The sequence below is a fragment of the Flectobacillus sp. genome (assembly GCF_049240685.1).
Lineage (GTDB): Bacteria > Bacteroidota > Bacteroidia > Cytophagales > Spirosomataceae > Flectobacillus.
On the sequence record NZ_JBMLSD010000113.1, the window covers coordinates 7,587 to 30,851 of the forward strand.

At 37.4% G+C, this 23,265-nt stretch carries 19 protein-coding genes; 5 read left to right on the top strand and 14 right to left on the bottom strand.

Annotation, left to right across the window (positions count from 1 at the left end; all coding sequences use genetic code 11):
• Positions 1-245: 245 nt before the first annotated feature.
• Both cysS and ACOVQ4_RS04990 read right to left on the bottom strand, forming a co-directional pair.
• A complete protein-coding gene (gene cysS / locus ACOVQ4_RS04985) occupies positions 246-1,736 on the bottom strand; it encodes a cysteine--tRNA ligase (RefSeq protein WP_421819554.1) in 1,491 nt (496 codons plus the stop codon).
• Positions 1,737-1,901: 165 nt separating this feature from the next.
• On the bottom strand, positions 1,902-2,282 hold the full coding sequence (locus ACOVQ4_RS04990) for a HEPN domain-containing protein (RefSeq protein WP_421819555.1): 381 nt from the start codon (positions 2,280-2,282) through the stop codon (positions 1,902-1,904).
• A 227-nt stretch (positions 2,283-2,509) separates the two neighbouring features.
• Between ACOVQ4_RS04990 and ACOVQ4_RS04995 the strand changes: the two genes are divergently transcribed.
• Both ACOVQ4_RS04995 and ACOVQ4_RS05000 read left to right on the top strand, forming a co-directional pair.
• Positions 2,510-3,685 (top strand): hypothetical protein, encoded by a 1,176-nt coding sequence (locus ACOVQ4_RS04995; RefSeq protein ID WP_421819556.1) that lies wholly within the window; start codon positions 2,510-2,512, stop codon positions 3,683-3,685.
• A 90-nt stretch (positions 3,686-3,775) separates the two neighbouring features.
• Positions 3,776-4,690 carry a PfkB family carbohydrate kinase gene (locus ACOVQ4_RS05000; protein ID WP_421819557.1) on the top strand — a complete coding sequence of 305 codons (915 nt, stop codon included), beginning with the start codon at positions 3,776-3,778 and terminating at the stop codon, positions 4,688-4,690.
• A 221-nt stretch (positions 4,691-4,911) separates the two neighbouring features.
• Here the strand turns inward: ACOVQ4_RS05000 and ACOVQ4_RS05005 are convergent, their stop codons facing one another.
• From ACOVQ4_RS05005 to ACOVQ4_RS05060, 12 genes are all read right to left on the bottom strand, one after another.
• Positions 4,912-5,349, bottom strand: a complete 438-nt coding sequence (locus tag ACOVQ4_RS05005; protein ID WP_421819558.1) for a CBS domain-containing protein — start codon at positions 5,347-5,349, stop codon at positions 4,912-4,914.
• Positions 5,350-5,463: 114 nt separating this feature from the next.
• On the bottom strand, positions 5,464-6,753 hold the full coding sequence (locus ACOVQ4_RS05010) for a M16 family metallopeptidase (RefSeq protein ID WP_421819559.1): 1,290 nt from the start codon (positions 6,751-6,753) through the stop codon (positions 5,464-5,466).
• Positions 6,754-6,867: 114 nt separating this feature from the next.
• Entirely contained in the window at positions 6,868-8,028 is a 1,161-nt protein-coding gene (gene porV / locus ACOVQ4_RS05015) for a type IX secretion system outer membrane channel protein PorV (protein ID WP_421819560.1), read from the bottom strand.
• Between the two features lie 96 nt (positions 8,029-8,124).
• A complete protein-coding gene (gene porU, locus ACOVQ4_RS05020) occupies positions 8,125-11,541 on the bottom strand; it encodes a type IX secretion system sortase PorU (protein ID WP_421819561.1) in 3,417 nt (1,138 codons plus the stop codon).
• A 22-nt stretch (positions 11,542-11,563) separates the two neighbouring features.
• Positions 11,564-12,172, bottom strand: coding sequence for a SprT-like domain-containing protein (locus tag ACOVQ4_RS05025; protein WP_421819562.1), 609 nt, complete (start codon positions 12,170-12,172; stop codon positions 11,564-11,566).
• Between the two features lie 96 nt (positions 12,173-12,268).
• On the bottom strand, positions 12,269-12,457 hold the full coding sequence (locus tag ACOVQ4_RS05030; protein WP_421819563.1) for a hypothetical protein: 189 nt from the start codon (positions 12,455-12,457) through the stop codon (positions 12,269-12,271).
• A 321-nt stretch (positions 12,458-12,778) separates the two neighbouring features.
• Positions 12,779-13,276 (bottom strand): GtrA family protein, encoded by a 498-nt coding sequence (locus ACOVQ4_RS05035; protein WP_421819564.1) that lies wholly within the window; start codon positions 13,274-13,276, stop codon positions 12,779-12,781.
• Between the two features lie 2 nt (positions 13,277-13,278).
• Positions 13,279-14,700: an NADH-quinone oxidoreductase subunit N gene (locus ACOVQ4_RS05040; RefSeq protein WP_421819565.1), complete on the bottom strand. Its 1,422-nt coding sequence runs from the start codon at positions 14,698-14,700 to the stop codon at positions 13,279-13,281.
• Positions 14,701-14,752: 52 nt separating this feature from the next.
• Complete coding sequence (locus ACOVQ4_RS05045; protein WP_421819566.1) at positions 14,753-16,204, bottom strand: complex I subunit 4 family protein; 1,452 nt, start codon at positions 16,202-16,204, stop codon at positions 14,753-14,755.
• A 75-nt stretch (positions 16,205-16,279) separates the two neighbouring features.
• The gene (gene nuoL, locus ACOVQ4_RS05050; protein ID WP_421819567.1) at positions 16,280-18,181 is read right to left on the bottom strand and encodes an NADH-quinone oxidoreductase subunit L; all 1,902 of its coding nucleotides are present in this window, start codon (positions 18,179-18,181) and stop codon (positions 16,280-16,282) included.
• Positions 18,182-18,248: 67 nt separating this feature from the next.
• Positions 18,249-18,578, bottom strand: a complete 330-nt coding sequence (nuoK, locus tag ACOVQ4_RS05055; protein WP_421819568.1) for an NADH-quinone oxidoreductase subunit NuoK — start codon at positions 18,576-18,578, stop codon at positions 18,249-18,251.
• A gap of 234 nt (positions 18,579-18,812) precedes the next feature.
• Positions 18,813-19,628 carry an exonuclease domain-containing protein gene (locus ACOVQ4_RS05060; RefSeq protein ID WP_421819569.1) on the bottom strand — a complete coding sequence of 272 codons (816 nt, stop codon included), beginning with the start codon at positions 19,626-19,628 and terminating at the stop codon, positions 18,813-18,815.
• Positions 19,629-20,178: 550 nt separating this feature from the next.
• Here ACOVQ4_RS05060 and ACOVQ4_RS05065 point away from each other — a divergent pair.
• From ACOVQ4_RS05065 to ACOVQ4_RS05075, 3 genes are all read left to right on the top strand, one after another.
• Positions 20,179-21,150 (top strand): polyprenyl synthetase family protein, encoded by a 972-nt coding sequence (locus ACOVQ4_RS05065; protein WP_421819570.1) that lies wholly within the window; start codon positions 20,179-20,181, stop codon positions 21,148-21,150.
• Between the two features lie 184 nt (positions 21,151-21,334).
• On the top strand, positions 21,335-21,967 hold the full coding sequence (locus ACOVQ4_RS05070; RefSeq protein ID WP_095160132.1) for a rhomboid family intramembrane serine protease: 633 nt from the start codon (positions 21,335-21,337) through the stop codon (positions 21,965-21,967).
• 127 nt (positions 21,968-22,094) lie between these two features.
• Entirely contained in the window at positions 22,095-23,246 is a 1,152-nt protein-coding gene (locus ACOVQ4_RS05075; protein ID WP_166552300.1) for a 1-deoxy-D-xylulose-5-phosphate reductoisomerase, read from the top strand.
• Positions 23,247-23,265: the final 19 nt, after the last annotated feature.

Below are 23,265 nucleotides of genomic sequence, written 5' to 3' on the forward strand. Positions count from 1 at the left end.
ATTTAGCTTACGGCTTTCAGCTTTGAGCCTTCAACAAAAACATGTCTTTTCTTACTAAAAGCAATTTAACACTCTTTGCCTAGTGCCTGTTGCCTAGTGCCTTCAACAAACCATTTACTAGAAATAAGCCTTTAGCTTTGGGCGTAAAGCATAAAGCTAAAGGCGCTTTGTTATGAGCTAAGGTATTGATATTCAAAGTATAACATCCTGGACTATTGTTTGCAAAATAGCAAATTTTATGTAATCTATTCTTCGTAAGCCCAATCAATTTTTGTTTTCATATCCTTAATTACAAGACCATTCGCCTTGAAGTAGGATCTGATTTGGTCTACTTTGTCATATTGTTTAGCTTCTTTGTATTCTGAATAAAGCACCAACATGCCATTAGCAAAAGCATCGATGTTGGCATTTGATTCTTCTTTCAAGCCTAAGACATCTTCGGTTATTGCTACAAACGTTGCCTTCAATTCATTGAATACTTCTTCTCCCAATTGTGCTGGTAATACTTGTCCCATATACAGCTGGTTAATTTTTTTCAATAAATTAAATAAGCCTGCAATAGCTACTGCCGTGTTAAGGTCATCGTTCAAACCATCATAGCAGCTTTGAATTCCTTTTCTAACTTCTAAAACTTGTTTTTCATCTGATGCAGTGTTATCGTCGGCTTGATAGCTTAGTTTTTTGATAATTCTTAAACCATTCATCAAGCGTTTATAGCCTTTTTGGGCAGATTTTAATGCATCGTTAGAAAAATCTAGCGTACTTCTATACTGTGATTGCAACATAAAAAATCGCACTGTCATAGGCGAATACGCTTGTTCGAGCAATGGATGCGATCCTGCAAACAATTCAGCAGGTAGGAAAGAATTTCCTAGTGACTTTGACATTTTTTGGCCATTGACGGTCAGCATATTTGAATGCATCCAATATCTTACTGGATCAATTCCTGTACTACCTTTAGCCTGAGCTATTTCACATTCGTGGTGTGGAAATTTGAGGTCCATGCCACCTCCATGAATATCAAAGGTTTCGCCCAAGTACTTGGTACTCATGCACGTACACTCCAAGTGCCAGCCCGGGAATCCATCGCCCCAAGGCGAAGGCCAACGCATAATGTGCTCTGGAGCAGCTTTTTTCCACAATGCAAAGTCTAATGGATTGCGTTTTTCGCCTACTCCATCCAAATCGCGAGTTTCTACTAAAAGATCTTCAATTACACGACCTGACAATTTGCCATATTCACCGCCTTGCTCGTTGTATTTTGAGATATCAAAATAAACCGAACCATTAGATTCGTAAGCAAGTCCTTTTTCGATTAAAGTTTTGGTAGTTTCAATTTGCTCTACAATATGACCTGTGGCCGAAGGCTCAATACTAGGCGGCAATAAGTTGAATTGGGTCAAAACATGATGGAAGTCGTTGGTATAGCGCTGTACGATTTCCATAGGCTCTAGTTTTTCTAACTTCGCCATTTTCCCAATTTTATCTTCACCCTCGTCGCCGTCACCTACCAAGTGTCCCACATCGGTAATATTGCGAACATAACGAACTTTGTAACCGATATGTGTTAAATAACGATAAAGCGTATCAAAAGTCGTAAATGTTCTTACATTGCCAAGATGTACATAATTGTAAACAGTAGGGCCACAAACGTACATGCCCACATGTGGAGCGTTGATGGGTTGAAAAAGTTCTTTTTCTCTGGAGAGGGTATTATATATTTTTAATGGTTGCATCGGATTGATTGATTATCCAAATGTACAGCGAGGCAGTACATTTAAGTAAAATAAAAGGTTGTTTTTGGAAAAGCAATGTATCAGAGGCAACATCGAAAATGTGCACTAAGTTCTGTAGGATTAAAGTTCATAAGAGTATAACACATTGAAATTGATTCACAAATTCTAATTACTACGCTCGGACAAATCGGCTTGGGTTTTGACAAAGCACAAAAAGTCTTCCGTTTTTTCGATATATGACAAAATTTCATCTGCCACAAAATCTCCAGCTATATCCTTCTGAAGTACTTGATATTCTTGCACAAGTATTTTGATAAATTGCTGAATTCCGTTTGGAATAGGCTCGTTTTTGGCGATATATTCCTCAAAGAAAGCAAATGCTGAGTCTAGCATTTTGATAATGATGCCTCTTTCTGCAAGCAATCCACGCATTAGCCAAGTACAGGCATAATAGCAGTGGTTGAGTGTGCCACGATAAAAATCATTTTGATAAAGGTATTTGGCACTTTCTATCTCGTCTTCGGCTCTGAGTATATAATTTTTCATCTTGAGCTATCCGATAGGATTGAGTTTACAAAACTAATAAAACTTATTGGCTTTCGCCTGTTGGCTAGAGGCTTTCGGTAGAAGTATTTCGAAATATACTAATTCCCTGTTTAACTTGGGTAAATGGCTCGCTTAGTCTCCAGAAGAATCTCTCCAATCAAATAACGTAAAAAAGACTATCTTTGAAGGATTTTTTCGCTCAAAACTTTTAATCAACAACCAAACAGATGAGGATTTTAGAAGTTGCTAATGATAAAAAGCTTCAAAAAGAGTTTTTGGAATTTCCAGTAAAATTATATGCATCAGATAAAAACTGGATTCGCCCTCTTGATCAAGATATTGAAAATACTTTTAACCCAGCTAAAAATAAACTTTTTAAACATGGCGAATGTACGCGTTGGGTTTTGCAAGATGACCAAGGCGAAACGCTCGGTCGTGTAGCTGCTTTTATTAATCATGAAACCTCCAAAAACGAACCACAACCTACTGGCGGGATGGGTTTTTTTGAATGTATTGATAACAAAGATGCGGCTTTTTTACTGTTTGATACTTGCAAAGAGTGGCTCCTCAACCGTGGGATGGAGGCTATGGATGGGCCAATCAATTTTGGCGAGCGTGATTCTTTTTGGGGCTTGATGGTGAAAGGTTGGGAGTTTGAGCCTACTTATAAAATGCCTTGGACCAAGCAATATTACATTTCATTTTTTGAAGAATATGGCTTCAAGGATTATTTCCAACAGTATGTTTATTCGGCTTATATTTTGGCTTCTACGGCCGACAAGAGCGTAATGGATAAGGCTTATCGAATTTATGCAAATACGAATATTACCTTCCAGCATATTACCAAGCGTGAGTTATCAAAGTTTGGTGAAGACTTCCGTACGATTTATAATGAAGCCTGGGCAAAATTTCCTGGCGTAAAGGCCATGAATCAAGAGCAGGCTCAAAGCTTGGTTGCCCAAATGAAGCCAATCATCGAAGAAAAGCTGATTTGGTTTGCCTACGATGGCGATAGACCCATTGCGTTCTTTATCGTAATTCCAGATTTGAACCAAATTGTGAAACATTTGAACGGAAAATTTGGTATTTGGGAGAAAATCAAATTTATGCTTTTACTTTGGAAGGGGGTTGTTACTCGTACATGTGGATTAATTTTTGGGGTTGTGCCCGATTATCAAGGGAAGGGAGTCGAATCGGCTATTGCTATTAAACTTCGATTGGAGGCACAAAGTAATCCATTCTTTCAGTATGAAACGATTGATATGAACTGGGTAGGAGACTTCAATCCCAAAATGAACCGTTTTGTATCGCAATTAGGTACTACTCGCGACAAAGAATATATAACTTATCGTTATTTATTTGATCGTGAAAAACCATTTACCCGTTGCCCTAGGGTTGGTTAAACCGCAAATATGGGTTTCCTGTTTCTAACACTCTCAGGATTGCAGAGTATTTTGTATCTTTGCCAATTATTCAACTATAACAAAAACTAAATGAGTTTATTAGCTATTGGTTCGGTAGCATTTGATGCTATCGAGACGCCTTTTGGAAAGACAGATAAAATTATTGGTGGCGCAGGAACATTTATTTCTTTGTCATCTTCATATTTCAAAACACCAGTAAACCTTGTAGCTGTAGTAGGAGAAGATTTCCCTCAAGAATATATTGAATTACTACAAAATAAAGGGATTGACACTACGGGTCTTCAAATCAAACAAGGAGAAAAATCTTTCTTCTGGGCTGGTCGTTACCACAACAACATGAACTCTAGGGATACCTTGGTTACGGAACTGAATGTATTGGCAAATTTTGACCCAATTGTTCCTGCTGAATACCAAGATTGTCAGTATCTTATGTTAGGTAATTTGACACCAGCGGTACAAAAAACTGTAATCGAGCGCTTATCAAATCGCCCTAAGTTGATTGTGATGGATACCATGAACTTTTGGATGGACATTGCCATGGATGACCTCAAGGCGGTTCTTAAAATGGTAGATGTGTTGTGTATCAATGATGAGGAAGCTCGTCAATTATCTGGCGAATATTCTTTGCGCGTTGCTGCAAAGAAAATCTTAGGAATGGGACCCAACACCTTGATTATTAAGAAAGGTGAACATGGGGCATTACTTTTCCAAGGAGATAAATTATTCTTCTGTCCAGCACTTCCTTTAGAAGAAGTATTTGACCCAACTGGTGCTGGTGACACTTTCGTTGGTGGTTTTATTGGCTACCTTGCTAAAACAGATGATATTAGTTTCGAAAACATGAAACGTGCTATTGTTTATGGTTCGGCTATGGCTTCTTTCTGTGTCGAAAAATTCGGTACCGAGCGTTTGATTGATTTGTCATACGAAGAGTTGTTGTCGCGGGTACAAGAATTTAAAGAGTTGGCTGGTTTCGAAGTATAGAGATTTTCTCCACTTTATTTTCAGGAAAAATGGGTTCTCTCGAATAATAGTATTGGGATAATTCTCCAAGTTTTCATCAAAAAAGGCGTTCGAAAAACTAATTTCGAACGCCTTTTTTGATACTATATTTCAGAATGACAATTCTTCATACGCAATGCTTTGCGTCTTTATGGTAAAATTCATACTAAAAAATAATCACTCATTTGCACAATGAGTTATGATTATGAGACTGCTCCTGAGATGAAATTTTGTAAATGATTAATCGTGTTTTTCTGATCTTCGATAATAAAACGAACCAAATCCCCCATCGAAACAAGTCCAACCACGTGCTTATCGGCAATAACAGGTAAATAGCGAATATGTTTGTCGGACATAATTTCCATACATTTCTCGATAGAATCCTCAAATTTGACCGAAGCAGGGTTGGTTTGCATAATCTCTGAAACCTTTGTATCATGGGAGTTTTTACCCATAATAGCAACCTTTCGGGCATAGTCACGTTCTGTAAGTAAGCCCTTGTACTCACCATCCTGATACACTATGAGTGCTCCAATATTTTTGGAAATCATGATTTCCAGTGCTTCAAAAACTGGTTTGTGAGCCTCAATAGTGTTAACCGTGTTCCCTTTGTGTAAAATAAGATGAGATACTTTTTTCATAATTGTCGGTTTTAAGAATTTGATTACTAATAAATTAGCCATCTTCTTTCTTAAAAGCAAATAATTCTTTCAAAAATCCATCTTTTTGTCTAAAAATAAAGGAAACTACCTATCTTATTTGCCACCAACAACCACTTCGACTAGCGTTTGTGGATCCAAGTGCTTTTGGGCTGCCTCTAAGATATCCTTAGAAGTAATTTGTTGAATATGCTGAAAATATCGCTGATAAAAGTCAAGTGGCAATTGTTCTGACATGATAACCTTATAGCGGTCTGCAATTTCAAATGGTGTGTTTAATGAACCTGCAAAAGACCCCGACATATAATTTCGAACAGTAGTTAATTCTTCCTCAGATACAAGCTCTGTTCGGAGAAGTTCAATCTCCTTCATTATTTCGTCGATGGTGAGCTGTGTAAACTCTTTTTTGACATCAGTTCCAATGATGAAATATCCTTCTTTCGAGAAAGGCACTACGTTTGAGCCAATGCCATAGGTAAGTCCTTTTTCCTCACGAATATTTTTCATAAGTCTAGAGCCAAAGTATCCGCCCAAAATCTCATTTACAATAAGCATGGTATAATAATCGGGGTGTGAGCGAGTAAATAGTTGTTTTCCCAATCTTATTGAAGATTGAAGTGCATTTTCTTTTTCGATTAAAATAGGACTAGAGCCTTGCGGAAATAGATTATGATTTGGCATCGAAACAGTCGTATCGCTGATAGGAATATGGCCAAGTATGCGGTCAACTAAAGCTATTTCGGTATCAGTAATTTTGCCTGAAAGAAACACTCTAAAGGGTTGATGCTGCCAGTGTGATTGATAATAAGAAATCAAGTTTTCTCTGGTAATACCTTCAATAACCTCTTGAGTTAGGCCTGCACCATAGGGGTGGCTTTCGTCAAAAAGGGTATTTCGCATTTGTTGATTAGCCAGATAAGACGTTTTTTCCTGATTTACCTGAATCGTTTGTTGCTGTATTTTCTTGATAGTATCTAACTCTTTTTGTGGAAAAACAGAATCCAGCAAAATCTCCTGAACCATTGGTAGAAGATGCTCCAAGTGTTTGCTTAAACCATATAGAACAAAACTTGCTCTGTCTACGGTATGTGTAAATTCTGTAAAGGCGCCATATTGGTCAAAAAACTGACTTATACTTCCTGAATTATGAGAGGAAGTGCCTTCATTGAGCATTTTTGAAGTGAAGAAAGACACACCTCGACCTGCTTCAAACCAATTACCTGCATTGAAAATCAGCTCTAATTTAATAATAGGTTGTTCGCCCACATTGATAATATGTAGAGGTAAACCATTAGAGAGGGTTTCATTTCTTACAGCGGGGATAAACACCTCATTGATAGTTTGAAAAGAAGGAGTAATAGAACGATCTAAAATATCTATAGCCATGAATTGAGAATTCTTTGTGTATAAAGTGAAAGTTGAAATTAGCAAGAGAACTGTATAAAAACAAAAAAGACATTTCTCAAGAAATGTCTTTTTTGTTTTCAAGATTCTAAAATCTTAATTAGCCGATACTTTTGGCGCCGAATTTAGGTTGGCTTGTAACGAAACTCTAAGCGTATTTGCTAACGGACTTCCGCTTCCTGTAGGAACCAAGTAAGAGAAATCTAAGCTATATTTCTTCTCGAATTTGATACCGAAACCAACGGTAGCGTATTTACGATTACCTTTCCATCCGTTTTCGTAGAAGTAACCCACACGACCCGCAAACATATCGTTATATAAGTATTCTGTACCAAATGAAAGACTCACTTCTTTCAACTCTTCACTAAAGCCACCAGGCGCATCACCAAATGAACCCAAGATACCACCGATAGCCGTAGATGGTTGAATCAATTTGCCATTTGAATCATATTTTGGCGTTGGTACCATCAATTTGTTGATATCCAATGTTAACGTAAGCTTATTACTAGCATCGATAGAGTTGATAGCAGCAAAACCAGCCTTTAAGTTAGTTGGAATGAAGTTAGATTCATTACCACCATAAGATACACGACCAGAGATATTCTGGATTGCTACCCCCCAGTTGTAGTTCCAAGGCTTATCAGTTTTTGATGTATGGAAAATACCGATATCCGCAGCTACAGAGTTTACTGGTTGAGCCGTAAATGAACCACCAGAAGAGTTTGTTACCGTTCCGTTAAACAATGTAGAGTTGATATACTTGATATTTACCCCTAAACCTAGTTTGTCTGACAACTTACGAGAATACGAACCAGTTAAAGCATATTCTTTTGAGTTGAAGTTACCAAGAATAGCACCAGTTCCATCAGTTTGTTGGAAAACGCCCATATCGAAATAATGGATGGATAAACCAATTACCTGATCTCCTTTAAGTTTTTTATAGCCACTAACATTAAGTAATGCCATGTCATTTACCAATTGGCGTAGCCATGGAGTGTATGATAAAGAAACGCCAATATCTTTATTTGAGAAAGGCATTTTTCCTGGATTCCAAAAGATTGCATTCGCATCACCATCAGCGTTTGATGTTGCAACGCCAGCGTCACCCATACCAGCAGCGCGCGCATCTGGAGTTTGAATTAAAGAAGTAATTACCGGTGACGGTGCATTTCTAACTTGAGCTACAACACTTGCAGCAGACATTGTCAATCCAAGCATCAAAGACGCTCGTAGAGCGTTTGTAACTTTTCTAATCATTGTTTTTAAAGTTAAAGTTGTTCGGATGAGGCACATTCCAAAAGTAATATATTTTTAACCTAAACTGAAGCTGTGCCCTAAAATCCTTTACTTAAATTATTTAACGGATACCAATTTGCCGTTTGCTGAAGCCTGATATGATATTGTTAGTGACTTTACAAAAATACGATAAAAGTAAATATCTCTTACAATCAAGCCAGAATCTTCTGTTAAATCCCAATAAATTTTATCGTAGGGACTGGGAATATCGAATGCCTGTTGAGAAATCTCTTTGACAAGTGTTCCTCGTGAATCAAATATTTGGAGAGTAATTTCAACATCATCGCCCTCTCTATTATGCTCAAAGCTAAAAAAAACTTTATCAATAAATGGGTTAGGAAAGGATTTGATGTTTTTTAAAGAAGAAATGTTTTCTTGAATAACCTTAAATCGCAACGTTTTTTCTGATGAATTATTGTACGTGTCCCAAACTTTTATTGATAATTTATGTTCTCCTTCACTCAACCCCTTCAAATCATAGATAATATTGCCTCTTTGATAGGTGTCGAGTGCACTTGTATAATAGGGATTTAATATAATTTGGGTTGTATCATCAAGGGTTAAAAGAATTTGATGACCCAAGCCGTCTGTTGCAATATTAATGCCACTTTCATCCTCTAAATCTATGAGTAAGCGCGAGTTAGAAGTTGTAATATACGTCTCTTTTTCAATTTTTTCATCCAAATATGCTTGAATTTTTGGCCCTGTATTATCAACTTTTTCTATTTTGCCCGAACCTCCAATAATAGGTCTCTCAAAACCTGCCGCATCTTGAGTTCCTGCGCTGTTTTGAGCATACAAAGATAGCTTCCCTTCTCCGTATTGATAATTGATATCTTTAGGTAAAAGCATATTTATTTCAAATCGCCCTTTAGTGACAGTTGCGGTTCCTTTAAACAAAATATTATTATAATCTTGATAAATAAAAGCTGGGCCGCTTGCACCAAGGGTACTTACTTTTTGAACTTTATCATAAAGTATTACTGATATGTTTCCATTAAATTGTGTATCTATTAGGCCTGTATTTGTTCGAATTTTTCCTACAAATTGTACTCGCTCCAAAGCTCTTATAGTATCAGTTAGGCCTCTATTTTGTACTATGGTACTATCAATGTATATATCTTTTTGAGGATAAAGTAATTGCATTGACGGATCGCCCAACAAACTAAAGTTGCGGTTGACTACCCCTACAATACTTGCATTCTTCGTAACTTTGACAATGTCACCTAGTCGTTGCGTTGCCTGTGTGGCCTTCGGAAACACGTTTTTATAGAATGCTTCATTGATTAGGTAGTTAGTACTTTGATATACTGGCCTTGTCGTAGTAAGTAGTGCTATGGCACCACCTTTATTACTTAATACTGCCAATTCTGCCCCAGAAACCTGATTTGGGTCATCATAACGCCCAAACTGACATGTTGCAGTGAGCATGACAGGGAGAGTTTTCAAATTACTGAGCTGGTCTATATCGCTAATCGTAAGAATTTGTTCTTCTGTCCAGCCTGTTTCTGCTCCGTGTCCGTTGTAATTTACTATTAATGAACCATTTTGTAAGGCTTGAAAGAGCGTATTTTTGGCTTGTGGGCTTCGCTGTCCTTCAGCTAGTGATAATAATGGATAATTATCCAAATATATCTTCTGACTGCGATAGGTAGGTGAAAGTTGCTCTATAAGTTGAGAAAAATCTTCTGCATCATTTTGATGAAGGTTGTTGTCTCCATTATCTGCTACAAAAGTGATGGTTGAGCGCCAGTCACCGATTTTACTGGTATTTTGATAGTTAATAATTTTATTGACGACATCCTCTGCTTCCACTCTGGTTTTTGCAGGAAGTCTTCCCACTCCTATGTCGAGTGTATGGGTATTGGCACCATTTTCATCCCAGTCGCCCTCTTCAGGTTCCATAAAGCCAAAGTAATCATCGGAGGCATAACTCAAAATAGGATGCAATGATTCCCTGCTTTGATAGGATGGTATGTAAATATTCTTAACCTCATCATTTACGACCTGACTTCTCCTCTTAAAATCGTACGAAGCATCGCCCAACAAGAGAAGATATTTAACTTTAGAGGGATTTTGGTCATATAAAAATTTGACAAAATCTCGAATGGCAGTTATGTCTTGTTTTCCAGATGAAAACTCATTATAGATTTTCTCTTTTGTTGCTACTACTACCTCTAATTTATCATTACTTCTTCGAAAACTTGCTAAAGTTTCAGCACTTTTTTGGATGGAAGCTCCACATACAATGATTAAATCTGCAGCTTTTAAGCTATGAAGGTTTTGGTTATCAATTTTCTCACTCGATACAGGCGCTAGTGCTAAGGCCTCATTAAATAGTAAATACTCTTGAAGTAAACCTTGATTTCCCGAAATAGTCCAACCTTCTGTGTTTTTGGTAAGGGTCTGATTTATAGGAAATAAAGGGTTTGTGATATTCCAAACGCTAAGGTCGTTGTTGGTCTCACTGATTAACAATTGAAAGTCATTGTATTGCAATTGTTCGAAAGACCTAAAGCGGAGCGACGGCGCACCATTGAGTTTTATGCTACGTTTTAGTTGTATTGCCAAAAAATTTAGAAACGCTCCTCCTGAACTGATATTTTTTCGGTCGAAGGTCAAGCCTACAGCGATAGCATCGGATGTGACAATACTACTGCTCAGATTGAATGAATTTTTTATTCCTTTTCCTTTGTAATCATAAGTGCTAGCGGTAATACCTTCCATATTTTGGGTACCTATACTTTGGCTATTAAGGCTGAGGTTAAACGCAGTAGAACCAAACGAGGTGTTCAATACCGAAGAGGTTAGCAGTACTGTGCTGTTGCTTACTATACCTTGTCCACTGAAGTTGAAAACTTGTTGAATACCTGGGATAAACTCTTCACCGTACCATTCTTGACCCGAGCCAGCAAATGGAGCTTGTGCCAAAATGTTGCGTCTATCTATTTCATGAAACTGATAATCATCAAATGATTTAATCAAATTTGTGGATTTGGCATCAATTGCGGTTTGGATTCTCTGACCTTTGGTATTTGCAAGGGTCAAAAAATAATAAGTAGTATCGGAGTAGACATTGACTTGATGCGAGATGAGTTTTTGATTACTGTCAAAAGATAACTGTTGAGGTGCATCTCCATAAAACAAGATGTAGTCTGTATCATCCCATTTGCTGTCTTGTTCTCCTCTCACGACGATTGCGTTCTCGATAAGATCGACGGGGCGAGGGGGACTATTTTTTTGAGGGAGTTGTTTTCCTCCGTTGCCAAATAATTTGATATTTTGAGGATTGATTTGGTTTAGATTCCATCCTCCTTTTGTTAATATATTTTTATCAATTTTATAGACTCCGTTTTGAGTGATGCCTATTTTTATCCAATTTCCATCTGATAGAACACTGTTTTGAGCGAAACCTTCAGGCAAAAGGCACATCAACAAACAAGTAATTTTTACTCCCAACAACCAATTTTTCATTTTTAGAGATATTATCCTATTCTTATAACAATTCTACTAGCGCATTTGCTGCTACTACATAACGTTTGCCAGTAGCCTTTTCTGTACACAAAAAGCGTGTTCTTCTTAGTTCTCCTTTGATGAAACTCCGTCCATTTATGACAAAATCTTTTCCTTCCTCTACTTCTGTGAGAGGAATACGGCTTTCTGCGTGTGTGGGTTCATCAAATGTTCGAAGTGCGTTACTCAGAGGTATACATCCTTGCGTACTAGCCGAAGGATTTTCTAAGTATTGAGTTAGTGGTAAAAGGATACTTTCTGGAAAAACCTCAAGATTAAGAATAGGAAGAAATATTTTTTTAAACATCATCTTCCACTCTTTTCCATGTGGCTCCTTACGTCGTTTATAGTGGGTAAAAGTTACCAAATGAGCAACTTCATGAATATAGGTGATTGTAAAAGCATAAGCGTTTAAGTTACCATTTACGGTTATTTGATGCCCAGTTTCACGTCGAAAAGAATAGTCTCCAAGTTTTGAATTTCTAGGACGAGTAATTTTGAAATTAAACTGATATTTTTTCCAGAGTTGGAAACAGTAAGGGACAGCTTTTGCAGGAAAAAACTGTTGAAAGGTTGCAATATCGTTTTTCATAACACTAATATACAGAAAAACGGAAGTAGTATAAAAGCAAAAAGCCTCATTCTAAATGAGGCTTTTCCTAATTTCTTTCGAAACCGTTCAGAAATACTAGTGAGCAGCAGGAGCAGCAGCAGCAGTATCAGCAGCAGCTGAATCAGCAGCAGCAGTATCAGCAGCAACTGTAGTATCTACAGGAGCAGCAGCTGAATCAACAGCAGTAGTTTCAGCTTTCTTTTCTGAACAAGCAGCCAATGACATCATACCAGCTACTAATGCGAATGCGAACAATTTTTTCATTTCTTTTGTGGTGTTTAAGGTTTGAGTTACAAAGTTAAGTACAACTTATATTCCCTCCAAGTTATTAGACAAGATTTTTAATTAATTTTTAATAATTCCTGATAAATTCTTTATTTATTACCTGTTTTTACTTGAAAAGTTATATTTTTAGGGCTTAATCCTTGTAAAAAATAATTAGAAAGTTTTAATTTTTAGTATTTAATGCACTAGCAATGACGAGTTTATATCTTGTTTTTGTGATATTTTATGGCTAAAGCATTTGGGAGTAATGCCAAGTATACTAAAAATCCCTGCCAAGAATATCTCAGCAGGGATTTTTATTTATCGAATAAAAGCTTTTAGTCTATTATAAAAACCAGTACTTCTAAAGGTGAATGTCTTGTGCATGATATAATTGAATACAAAACTAAACCCCATTCCAACTATCTGGCATCCTAATTCATTTGGATTGATACTTTTGTGTAAAATAGGTAGCACAAGCGTGTGTGCTCCCAAAAGGTCATTGACAAAAGAAAGAGATGCTACAGCAAAAAACCATGTTACTCCCCATGAGCCAGCTGCTACCATCATAAATTTTATCATTTCACGTCGTGTTTGATTCGAATTTCTTGCATCAAAAGCAAACATTTTTGTCAATGTAAAACCTACAAAAAAGGAGATGATATAACCATAGGAAACCGAAGCTCCGTAAGTTAAGTCAAATTGATTTCTTAATATACTACCTGAGACTAATTGAACTACTGCTCCTGTACCTGCTACGAGAAAGTAAGCAATGAAATCTTTCTTGTTTAGCAGCTTTGATTGTTTTTGTTTAGACACTTTTAGAAAATATTTTTAACTAGGTCTGGAGCAATACCCAATAGGATTGTCAAGGCTGTTGTTATAATCAAGGTTAGTTTATAAATAGGAGATAATTCTATTTTTTCTATATCTCCTTTTTTCATGTAAGATGCAATAATTGGCTTGAAGTAATAGTAAATACCAACTGCCGACATTAAAATAGCAACAACCGCAATAGTTTTAAATAAACTTGATACATTACTAAATGCATCTGCAAAGATGAAAAATTTACCAAAGAATCCAGCAGTAAGTGGAATACCCGCCAAAGATAACATGGAGACGGTCAGTGCAAATGCCAAAAATGGGTTGTTTTTTGAAAGCCCATTAAGAGCATTGAAACTTTCGTCTGGATTTCCTGATTTTGACTTTGCTTCAGATACAACCATTAATACTGCAAAAGCAGAAATTGTAGCAATTGAATAAGCTAAAGAATAAAATAGGATAGAAGAGTTTGTTGTAGGTGTTTTGGCCAAAACTGTAATCAATAGATAACCTGCATGCGAAATACTCGAGTAAGCCAACATACGCTTGAAGCTCTGCTGATATACTGCTGTAATATTACCAATGATGAGTGTTAAGCAAGTGATGTATACTAATGGATTACCCCACAAACCATATACTGCTGGGAATGAAATCGAAAGTAAACGATAAGTAGCAGCTACCCCTGCGGTTTTTACCACGGTCGACATGAATGCTGTAAAGATACTTGGTGCACCATCGTAAACATCAGGAGTCCAGAAGTGGAAAGGAGCTGCAGATATTTTGAAAAGTAAACCAACAAAAATCAAAATGATACCACCATAGAGAATAGGACCATAAGGATTCAGCATGATATCTTGTAATTTGGCTTGATTAACCATATTGCCTATGCCATTGATATCGAAAGAGCCTGTTGCTCCATAAACCAATGCAATACCAAATAACATAATACCTGTAGCAAATGAGCCCATCAAGAAATACTTCAACGCCGCTTCGTTTGAGCGTAAATTACGCTTGTCCGAACCTGTCAATACATACATTGCTACCGAGAGAATTTCGATACCAACAAATAACATAAACAAGCTCTGGAAAGTAACCATCATGATAGCTCCTACCACTGAAAAAAGCAATATTGCATAATATTCAGCTGGGTGAGTATGCTCTTCATCTTCGCCAAAACCACGTGAAATTGCTACAACCAATGCCGTTGCTACCAAGATAATAGAGGTAAAGTTGATAGAAAGGTTGTTAGTCTTGAGCATATTGTGAAACCAATAATACTCATGATTCCAGTCGGCTAGATTTAGCCCTAGAGCTATCAGAACGAATAGGAGGGTGGCTGGCAATAAGATTTTACGGTTATTCAAAAACCCTAAAAACAAATTGGAAATACCAAAGAGTGATAAAGCTATAATTGCGTTCATATCTGCTATATCCTAAGTCTGATAGTTACACCATCAGGCTTGATTAAATTTCTTACTTATTTATGATTGATAACAATTGACTTACCGCAGGCTCAGAAGCTTTTAGTATAATATTAGGCACAATACCCAATACAATTACTAATACTGCAATCGGCAATAAAGTTGCTCTTTCTGTTAGGCCAAGGTCTTCAAATCCTTCAGTCAACGAAGTGGTTGTTCCAAACATTGATTTTTGTACTAGGCGAAGCATATATACTGCACCAAGGATAATCGTAAGTCCAGCTACAGCACCCATCCAAGCGTTGTACTCAAATACGCCTTTCAATAACAAGAATTCACCAACGAATCCATTTGTTAGTGGAAGAGCTACAGAACCCAACATAATAATAATGAAGAAAACGGTAAGCTGTGGAGTAGTTTGGGTGATACCACCTAGGCTTGATAGTTCGCGAGACTTGGTACGCTGGTAGATAATTTCTACGATAAAAAATAAACCAACAACGTTGATGCCATGCGCAAGCATTTGTATCAATGAGCCTTGAATACCATCTATATTTCCTGAGAAAATACCTGCAGCCATCAAACCAACGTGTGCAAATGATGAATAAGCAATCAAGCGCTTCATATCTTTTTGCTGAATGGCGATGATTGAACCATACACGATTCCGATAATGGCCAAAATCACAGCTACTGTTCCCCAAGCTTTAACTCCTAGTGGTGCAATTGGCAACAACAAACGAATCAGACCGTAAGTACCCATTTTTAGCATAATACCCGACAATAACATTGTACCAGCTGTTGGAGCTTCGACATAGGTGTCTGGTTGCCATGTGTGGAATGGGAATAAAGGCATTTTAATAGCAAAAGCGATAAAGAACGCCCAGAAAATAAAGCCTTGTTGAGAAGCATCAAGCAATCTTGCTGTTTCGTATAATGCTGTAATTTCAGAACTATGCGTTGGAGTTTTGATGTACAAATACACCAAGGCCAACAACATAAATAATGATCCAAAAATAGTATAAACAAAAAATTTGAAAGTTACTTTGATTCTATTTTCACCACCCCAAATCGCAGCAATGAAATAAATAGGGATAAGGGCTGCTTCGAAGAAGAAATAAAACAAGAACGCATCTTTTGCTGTAAATACTCCTACCAAACCAGCTTGCATAAACAAGATGAGTGAGTAGAAAGTAGAGGCTTTGTCGTAATTGTTTTGAAAAGTAGATAAAATAATAAACGGCACTACCAAAGTGGTAAGGCTTACTAAGATAAGGCTAATGCCATCGATACCCACTGAGAACTTGATGCCTGCTGATGCAATCCAATTATACGATACGCCAAACTGGCTAGTAGCGTCTGGTACAAAAGCAAAAAATGTATAAGCTCCTAATGCTAGCTCGACTAATGCGGCTACCAAAGCTATAACTTTCGCATTTTCTCCTTTCGTGCTAAGGGTCAACAACCCTGCGATAATGGGAAGAAGTATGAGTGTAAGTGTTAACATTATAAAAACGTTATCTGTTAATCATTCTATTTAGAAAAACTGTTTTGAAAACAGCTGAATACCTTTGGGGAAATATTAACCTAAAATGAAGATTCTTAAACCCCATATCAACATCACAGCAATCGAGATTACCATAGCGAAGATATAATAACCTGTTGTACCATTTTGTACCAAACGTGCTTCTCCCGAAAGTCCTTTTACTAATTTGCCAATTCCTTCAACAATTAAGTCAATAACCAAGAATTCTACAAATGAAGAGAAGATGTTTGAAAGTGCTGTGATTGGTTTTACAAACACTGTATCATATAGTTCGTCGATATAGTATTTGTTATACACCACTTTTTGGAGACCAGTCTCCGTACCATCTGCATCAGGAACAGCCTTTTTGCTTACATAAATCACATAAGCAACACCTGCTGATACCAACGCAGCTATTACAGAAATAATCATTAACATTTTTTCTGTAGCTTCGTCTGGTGCATGAGCTTCTACGTGACTTTGAGCAAACAATGGTTCCATGAATGTGGCAAGACTTGCATGTCCACCAAAAATATGTGGCAAGTTGAAGAAACCACCCGCTGCCGAAAGTACAGCCAAAATCATCAATGGTGCTGTCATGGCAATTGGTGATTCATGCAAATGATGCTCTTGTTCGTGAGTTCCTCTAAATTCTCCAAAGAAAGTCAAGAACAATAATCTAAACATATAGAATGATGTCATCATAGAGCCTGCCAATGCCAATACCCACATCAATTTGTTGTGCTCGTATACATGAGCCAGAATTTCATCTTTTGAGAAGAAACCTGCAAATGGAGGAATACCCGAAATCGCAATCGTGGCAATCAAGAAAGTAATGAATGTAATGGGTAATTTTTTACGTAAACCACCCATCGAGCGAATATCTTGTTCATCAGACATCGCGTGAATTACCGAACCTGCACCCAAGAACAATAAGGCCTTGAAGAATGCGTGAGTCATTACGTGGAAGAAAGAAGAACTATAAGCCATAACGCCTAAGCCCATAAACATATATCCTAACTGCGAGACAGTTGAATAAGCCAATACTTTTTTGATGTCGTTTTGTAACAAACCAATTGAGGCTGCCAACAATGCTGTAGCTGTACCTACCCATCCAATCACTTCAAGTGTTTCTGGTGAAAGGCTATACAACACATTAGAACGGATAATCATATAAATACCCGCAGTTACCATCGTTGCTGCGTGAATCAGGGCTGATACTGGTGTTGGACCCGCCATCGCATCTGGCAACCAAGTGTACAATGGAATTTGAGCTGATTTACCCATAGCACCAACAAATAATAAAAGTGTGATGGCCATCAGCGTTTTATCGCCCGACTCATAACCGCCCTCTACCACTTTACTAAATACATCAGCGTATTCGACGGTACCAAAGTGCGTAATGATAAGGAAAATACCCAACAAAAAGCCTAAGTCACCAATACGGTTCATAATAAAGGCTTTGCGAGCTGCATTGCCATAGTTGGTGTTTTTGTTCCAAAAGCCAATCAGCAAATAAGAACACAAACCTACACCTTCCCAACCGATAAACATTACCACATAGTTTGATCCCAATACCAACAAAAGCATGAAGAACAAGAAAAGGTTTAAGAAAGCAAAAAACTTCCCAAAACCTTCGTCGTGGTGCATATAACCAATTGAGTATATGTGAATCAAAGAACCAACTCCTGTGATAATTAACAACATCAATAAGGATAATTGGTCGATTTGAAATGACATCGAAATATTGAGGTCTCCGATGGTAATCCAATCGAAGATATGCGCAACTTCTGGCTGACCAGAAAAGTTAAGGAATAGGCTGAGCGCACAGGCAAATGAAGCCAACGCTGCCGCCGAGCCGATTACGCCGACTAATGATTTTGGTACACGACGGAATCCAATCCCGTTGATTAAAAAACCAATTAGTGGAAAAAGGGGGATAAGTACTGCTAATGACATAATTTTTAGAGCTATAAGCAGTGAGCTTTGACTTAAATGAATTACTTCAAATACTCACACCTGATAATTACCACTTTAATTTATTCAAAATACCTACATCAATTGATTGAATATTGCGATAAATCATCACAATGATAGCCAAACCAACCGCTACTTCGGCAGCCGCCACAGCCATAATAAAGAATACAAATACTTGCCCAGTAGGGTCAGCTTTGTACGAAGAAAAGGCTGCTAACAGAAGGTTGGCTGCATTTAGCATCAATTCGACTGACATAAAGATGATGATAGCATTTCGGCGTGTTAATACTCCAATAATGCCGATACAAAATAGAGCCGTACTGAACCAGACATAGTAGTTCAGTGGAATTTGTCGGATAACGTCAGGTATTTGTTGCATAAGTCTTTAAGTTTGGTGAATAGATGAAGCCTAATTCTTCCTGCTTTTTTCAAAATCAGTAAAGGATAGTTTCGTCTAAACATTCAACTTTAAATGGTTAACCTCGAAGTGCGAGGCTCATTTATAGTTCTTACAGTTTTCGGAAAATTCGGGGCAAAAATAAGGAATATGTTTGAAAAGTCGCTAAAATATGAACCAAATACAAGCGGTTTTTCATTATAATTATTTTCCTTATTATCGATTATTAAAAGCTCGTAACTTTATCTCGGTAAGTTTTCGCTTTGTATCAAGTGGAAAATCGCCTTTCATCATCCAATCATAGTACGATGGTTCGTCCTTAAGTACTTGTACCACAGGCTTTCCAGCGTGTTTTCCAAAGTTGATTACTTCTACGCCTTCACGGTTGAACACAATTCTTTGCGCAAAATCTACCAATTTGGCAGAAGTTAACTCGTGTAGCGCATCCATATCGTTTTTGATAGGGACAAAATCTTCACCTTTTTCATTTTTGATTACGATGCCTTCATATCGTTTAACTTGGGCATTCAAAATTTCCAAGGTCGCAATCGTGTCTGCCTCTGCCGAATGGGCATCTATGAGCTCTTTATTACAATAGAACTTATAAGCCGCCGAAAGGTTTCGTGGTTCCATCATGTGAAAAATCCTTTGAGCATCGATAAGTCGACGGTTTTTGACGTCAAATTCTACATCATTGCGCAAAAATTCTTCAACTAACATTGGTACGTCGAAGCGATTAGAATTGAAGCCTGCTAAATCACAACCCTCCAAGAATTGAGCCATAGATTTGGCAATTTGCTTGAAGGATGGCTCATTGGCAACATCTTCATCATAAATACCGTGTACCATCGATGACTCCACTGGAATAGGCATTCCTGGATTGACACGACGAGTTTTGACCGTTACTGTCCCATCAATATTTGCTTTTGCAATACTGATTTCGACGATGCGGTCTTTGATAACATTCACGCCTGTTGTTTCTAAATCGAAAAAGGCGAGTGGCTTGCGAAGGTTTAATTGATGTGTAAGCATAAGGCTAGCCCTCAGGTGAGATGAGGCTTTGCAAAGTTAGAGAAAATATACTTGATTCCTGTGTTGGGTTTCACTTCTTATTTCTATTTTTGACAAAACATAACAAAAAATGAGTATTTTCAGTTATTTCACTAAATAGATTTGATACAACGTTTGTTGTTTATAGTTGGATTACAATTGCTTCTTAGATGCTCTTTTATCGTAAGTTTATTCAGTAAGTAAGTGGGCAAAATAAAATTTAAGTTTAGCTTTCGGCTTTCAGCTTTGGGCATTAGGCAGAATATATCTATTGTTACTAAAAACCAATTTAACACTCTTTGCCTTGTGCCTGTTGCCTTGTCCCTAAAACACAAAACTTAAATATAATTCTGCACGATTACTTAAGATTAAAGACAGATTTGAAGCGATATACAATAAGAATACCCCAAAATACATTGAAAGTTATATTCTGAACATTCAAAAAGTGTTTGTTTAGAACAAATTTTGACAAACTTATTCACCAATCATTATTTATCACCCTTAGTATCCAGCTTAGTAGTTGGATTAAAGTATGACCACAAAACAGTTTATCCAAGCTTTAGAAGAAGAATTTCAGCAACAACAATACGGGCAATCGCCTGTCGAACTTTATGAGCCTATTCGCTATCTGATGTCTCTGGGAGGCAAACGCTTACGCCCGCTCATGACCTTGATGTCGACGGCTTTGTTTACAGATGAATGGCAAAAAGCTATTAAGCCAGCAACTGCCGTAGAAGTTTTCCATAATTTTACCCTAATGCACGACGATATTATGGACAAAGCGCCCTTGCGTCGTGGAAAGCCCACCGTTCATGCCAAATGGAATGACAATACTGCTATTCTTTCAGGAGATGTGATGTTGGTACAAGCCTATGAGTTGATGCTTTTTGTAGAAGATAAAAACTTGAAAAAAGCATTACAACGCTTCAATCGTACAGCGGCCGAAGTATGTGAAGGACAACAGTTTGATATGAATTTTGAGACTCGTGAAAATGTGACGGAGGACGAATATATCGAAATGATTCGCCTGAAAACTAGCGTACTTTTGGGTTTTGCCCTCGAACTAGGCGGAATCATGGGTGGCGCAAGTGATAAAACTTGTCAAACATTATATGATTTGGGTATTAATATTGGTTTAGGTTTTCAGTTGAAGGATGATTTGTTAGATGTTTATGGCGACCCAGCTAAGTTTGGTAAGCAAGTGGGAGGGGATATTATTTCTAATAAAAAAACTTATATGCTGATTGAAGCACTAGGTCAAGCTACTGGCGAAACTAAAACACAGCTTGAATATTGGTTATCCTTAAAAACTTTTGACCCGGCTGAAAAAGTAAACGCCGTGAGAGGTATTTATGACAAACTTGAAATTCGCAAAATGGCTGAAGCTAAAATCAATGACTATTTCCAAAAAGCCTTTGAATTGCTAGATAGCCTAAAAGTTGAAGCTGAGCGTAAAGCGGAGTTGAGGGCATTTGCTAATATTTTGATTGATAGAGAAGTTTAGTTTAAATTTGTAGAATACGGCTATTGTCCGTAAGCTGTGGGCGGTAGGCTTTTGGCTTATTTTATTGATAAAACTGGTAGTTTTAAAGAAGCTCCTGAGTTTCATAGAGTCTATACACTCAATATTCAAAAACTTTATGAACAGTCGGACCTGGTCTGACTGTTTTTATTTTTATTTCTAACAAATGGCAGATTTATCTCTAAATGAAGTACTAATCCTGATTACAGCGTTGGTTAGTATTCTCGCCTTTCGTAATTACGAGCTTATGGATAAGCTTGTTTTGAATCCCTATTCAATTAGTCGCCGTCAAGAGTATTGGCGTTTTGTAACTTCAGGTTTTGTTCATGCAGACTTTGGTCATTTGTTTGTAAATATGTTTACCCTGTATTCTTTTGGTAATATGATGGAGCAGATTTACAATCAAATTTCACCCGGGAATGGTGCTTTGCTCTATTTATTGCTCTATATCGGAGGTATCATTGTTTCGGATTTACCTACTTTTTTTAAACATAGGAATCAATTTAGTTATAATTCTCTTGGTGCTTCAGGTGGTGTATCTAGTGTGTTGTTTGCTGCTATTTTGTTTGCACCAACTCAAAGCCTTTATATTTTTGCTATTTTACCCATTCCTGCCATTGTTTATGGATTTTTGTTTACAGGCTATTCTATTTATATGTCCAAAAGAAGTATGTCGAACATCAATCATGATGCACATTTGTATGGCGCTTTATACGGTGTAATCATTACTATTATTATCTATCCAAAAGTACTTATGATTTTTACAAATCAGATTTTACATTGGGGAGGTGGGCTTTAAGTATTATTGGTGAATTTTGAATGCAAATATTTATACTCACAACTCTTCACTCAAATTTCATCACTCATAGAACCCTTCAACTATCTGAGTACAACAAACAGAATAGATTGTTTCATCATTAAGATTTATGCAAAAAAGGAATATTGCTATTTTAGGTTCGACAGGTTCGATTGGCACACAAGCCCTCGAAGTAATTCAGGCGAATCCTACTATTTTTGAAGTAGAAGTACTTACAGCTCAAAGTAATGCTCAGTTGTTGATTGAACAAGCCCTCGCTTTTCGTCCCAATTGTGTTGTGATTGGTAATGAATCACTTTACAGCCAAGTTTTTGATGCCCTCGACCCATACGGAATTAAAGTATATGCAGGCGCACAAGCCCTCGAGTCGGTTGTACAAATGGAAGCAATAGATATGGTATTGACTTCGATGGTAGGATATGCGGGCTTACTTCCAACAATCAAAGCTATCGAAGCTGGCAAACATATTGCTTTGGCTAATAAAGAAACTTTGGTGGTGGCGGGTGAGTTGATTACTGCCTTGGCACAACAAAAGGGTGTTAATATTTATCCTGTCGATTCTGAACACTCGGCTATTTTTCAATGCTTGGTAGGGGAGTTCCATAATCCTATCGAAAAGATTATTTTGACAGCGTCGGGTGGCCCTTTTAGAGGAAAAAAACGTGAAGAACTGGCAAACGTAACCAAAGCTCAAGCCCTGAAGCACCCTAACTGGGTGATGGGCGCCAAGATTACGATCGACTCGGCTAGCTTGATGAATAAAGGTTTGGAGGTAATTGAAGCAAAATGGCTTTTTAATCTTAATGCCTCTCAGATAGATGTGGTCGTGCATCCCCAATCTATTATTCACTCGTTGGTACAGTTTGAAGATGGTTCTATCAAAGCTCAAATGGGTTTGCCTGATATGAAGCTCCCGATTCAGTTTGCACTGGGTTTTCCAAACAGACTAAAATCAGACTTCCCTCGTTTTGATTTCATTAATTATCCAAATCTTACATTTGAGCAACCTGATAAAGAAACATTTCGTAACTTGCAACTAGCATTTGACGCAATGGCTCAGGGCGGAAATATGCCTTGTATCTTGAACGCCGCGAATGAGATAGCCGTGGCTGCCTTTTTGGAAGATAAAATTGGCTTTTTACAAATGTCAGATTTGATTGAAACTTGTATGGCAAAAGTTCCGTTTATCAAGCATCCAACTTTGGATGATTATATCCAAACAGATGCCGCAACGAGAGTATTTGCAAGTGAAAATCTCTAAGAGTTTATCCACAGGAGAA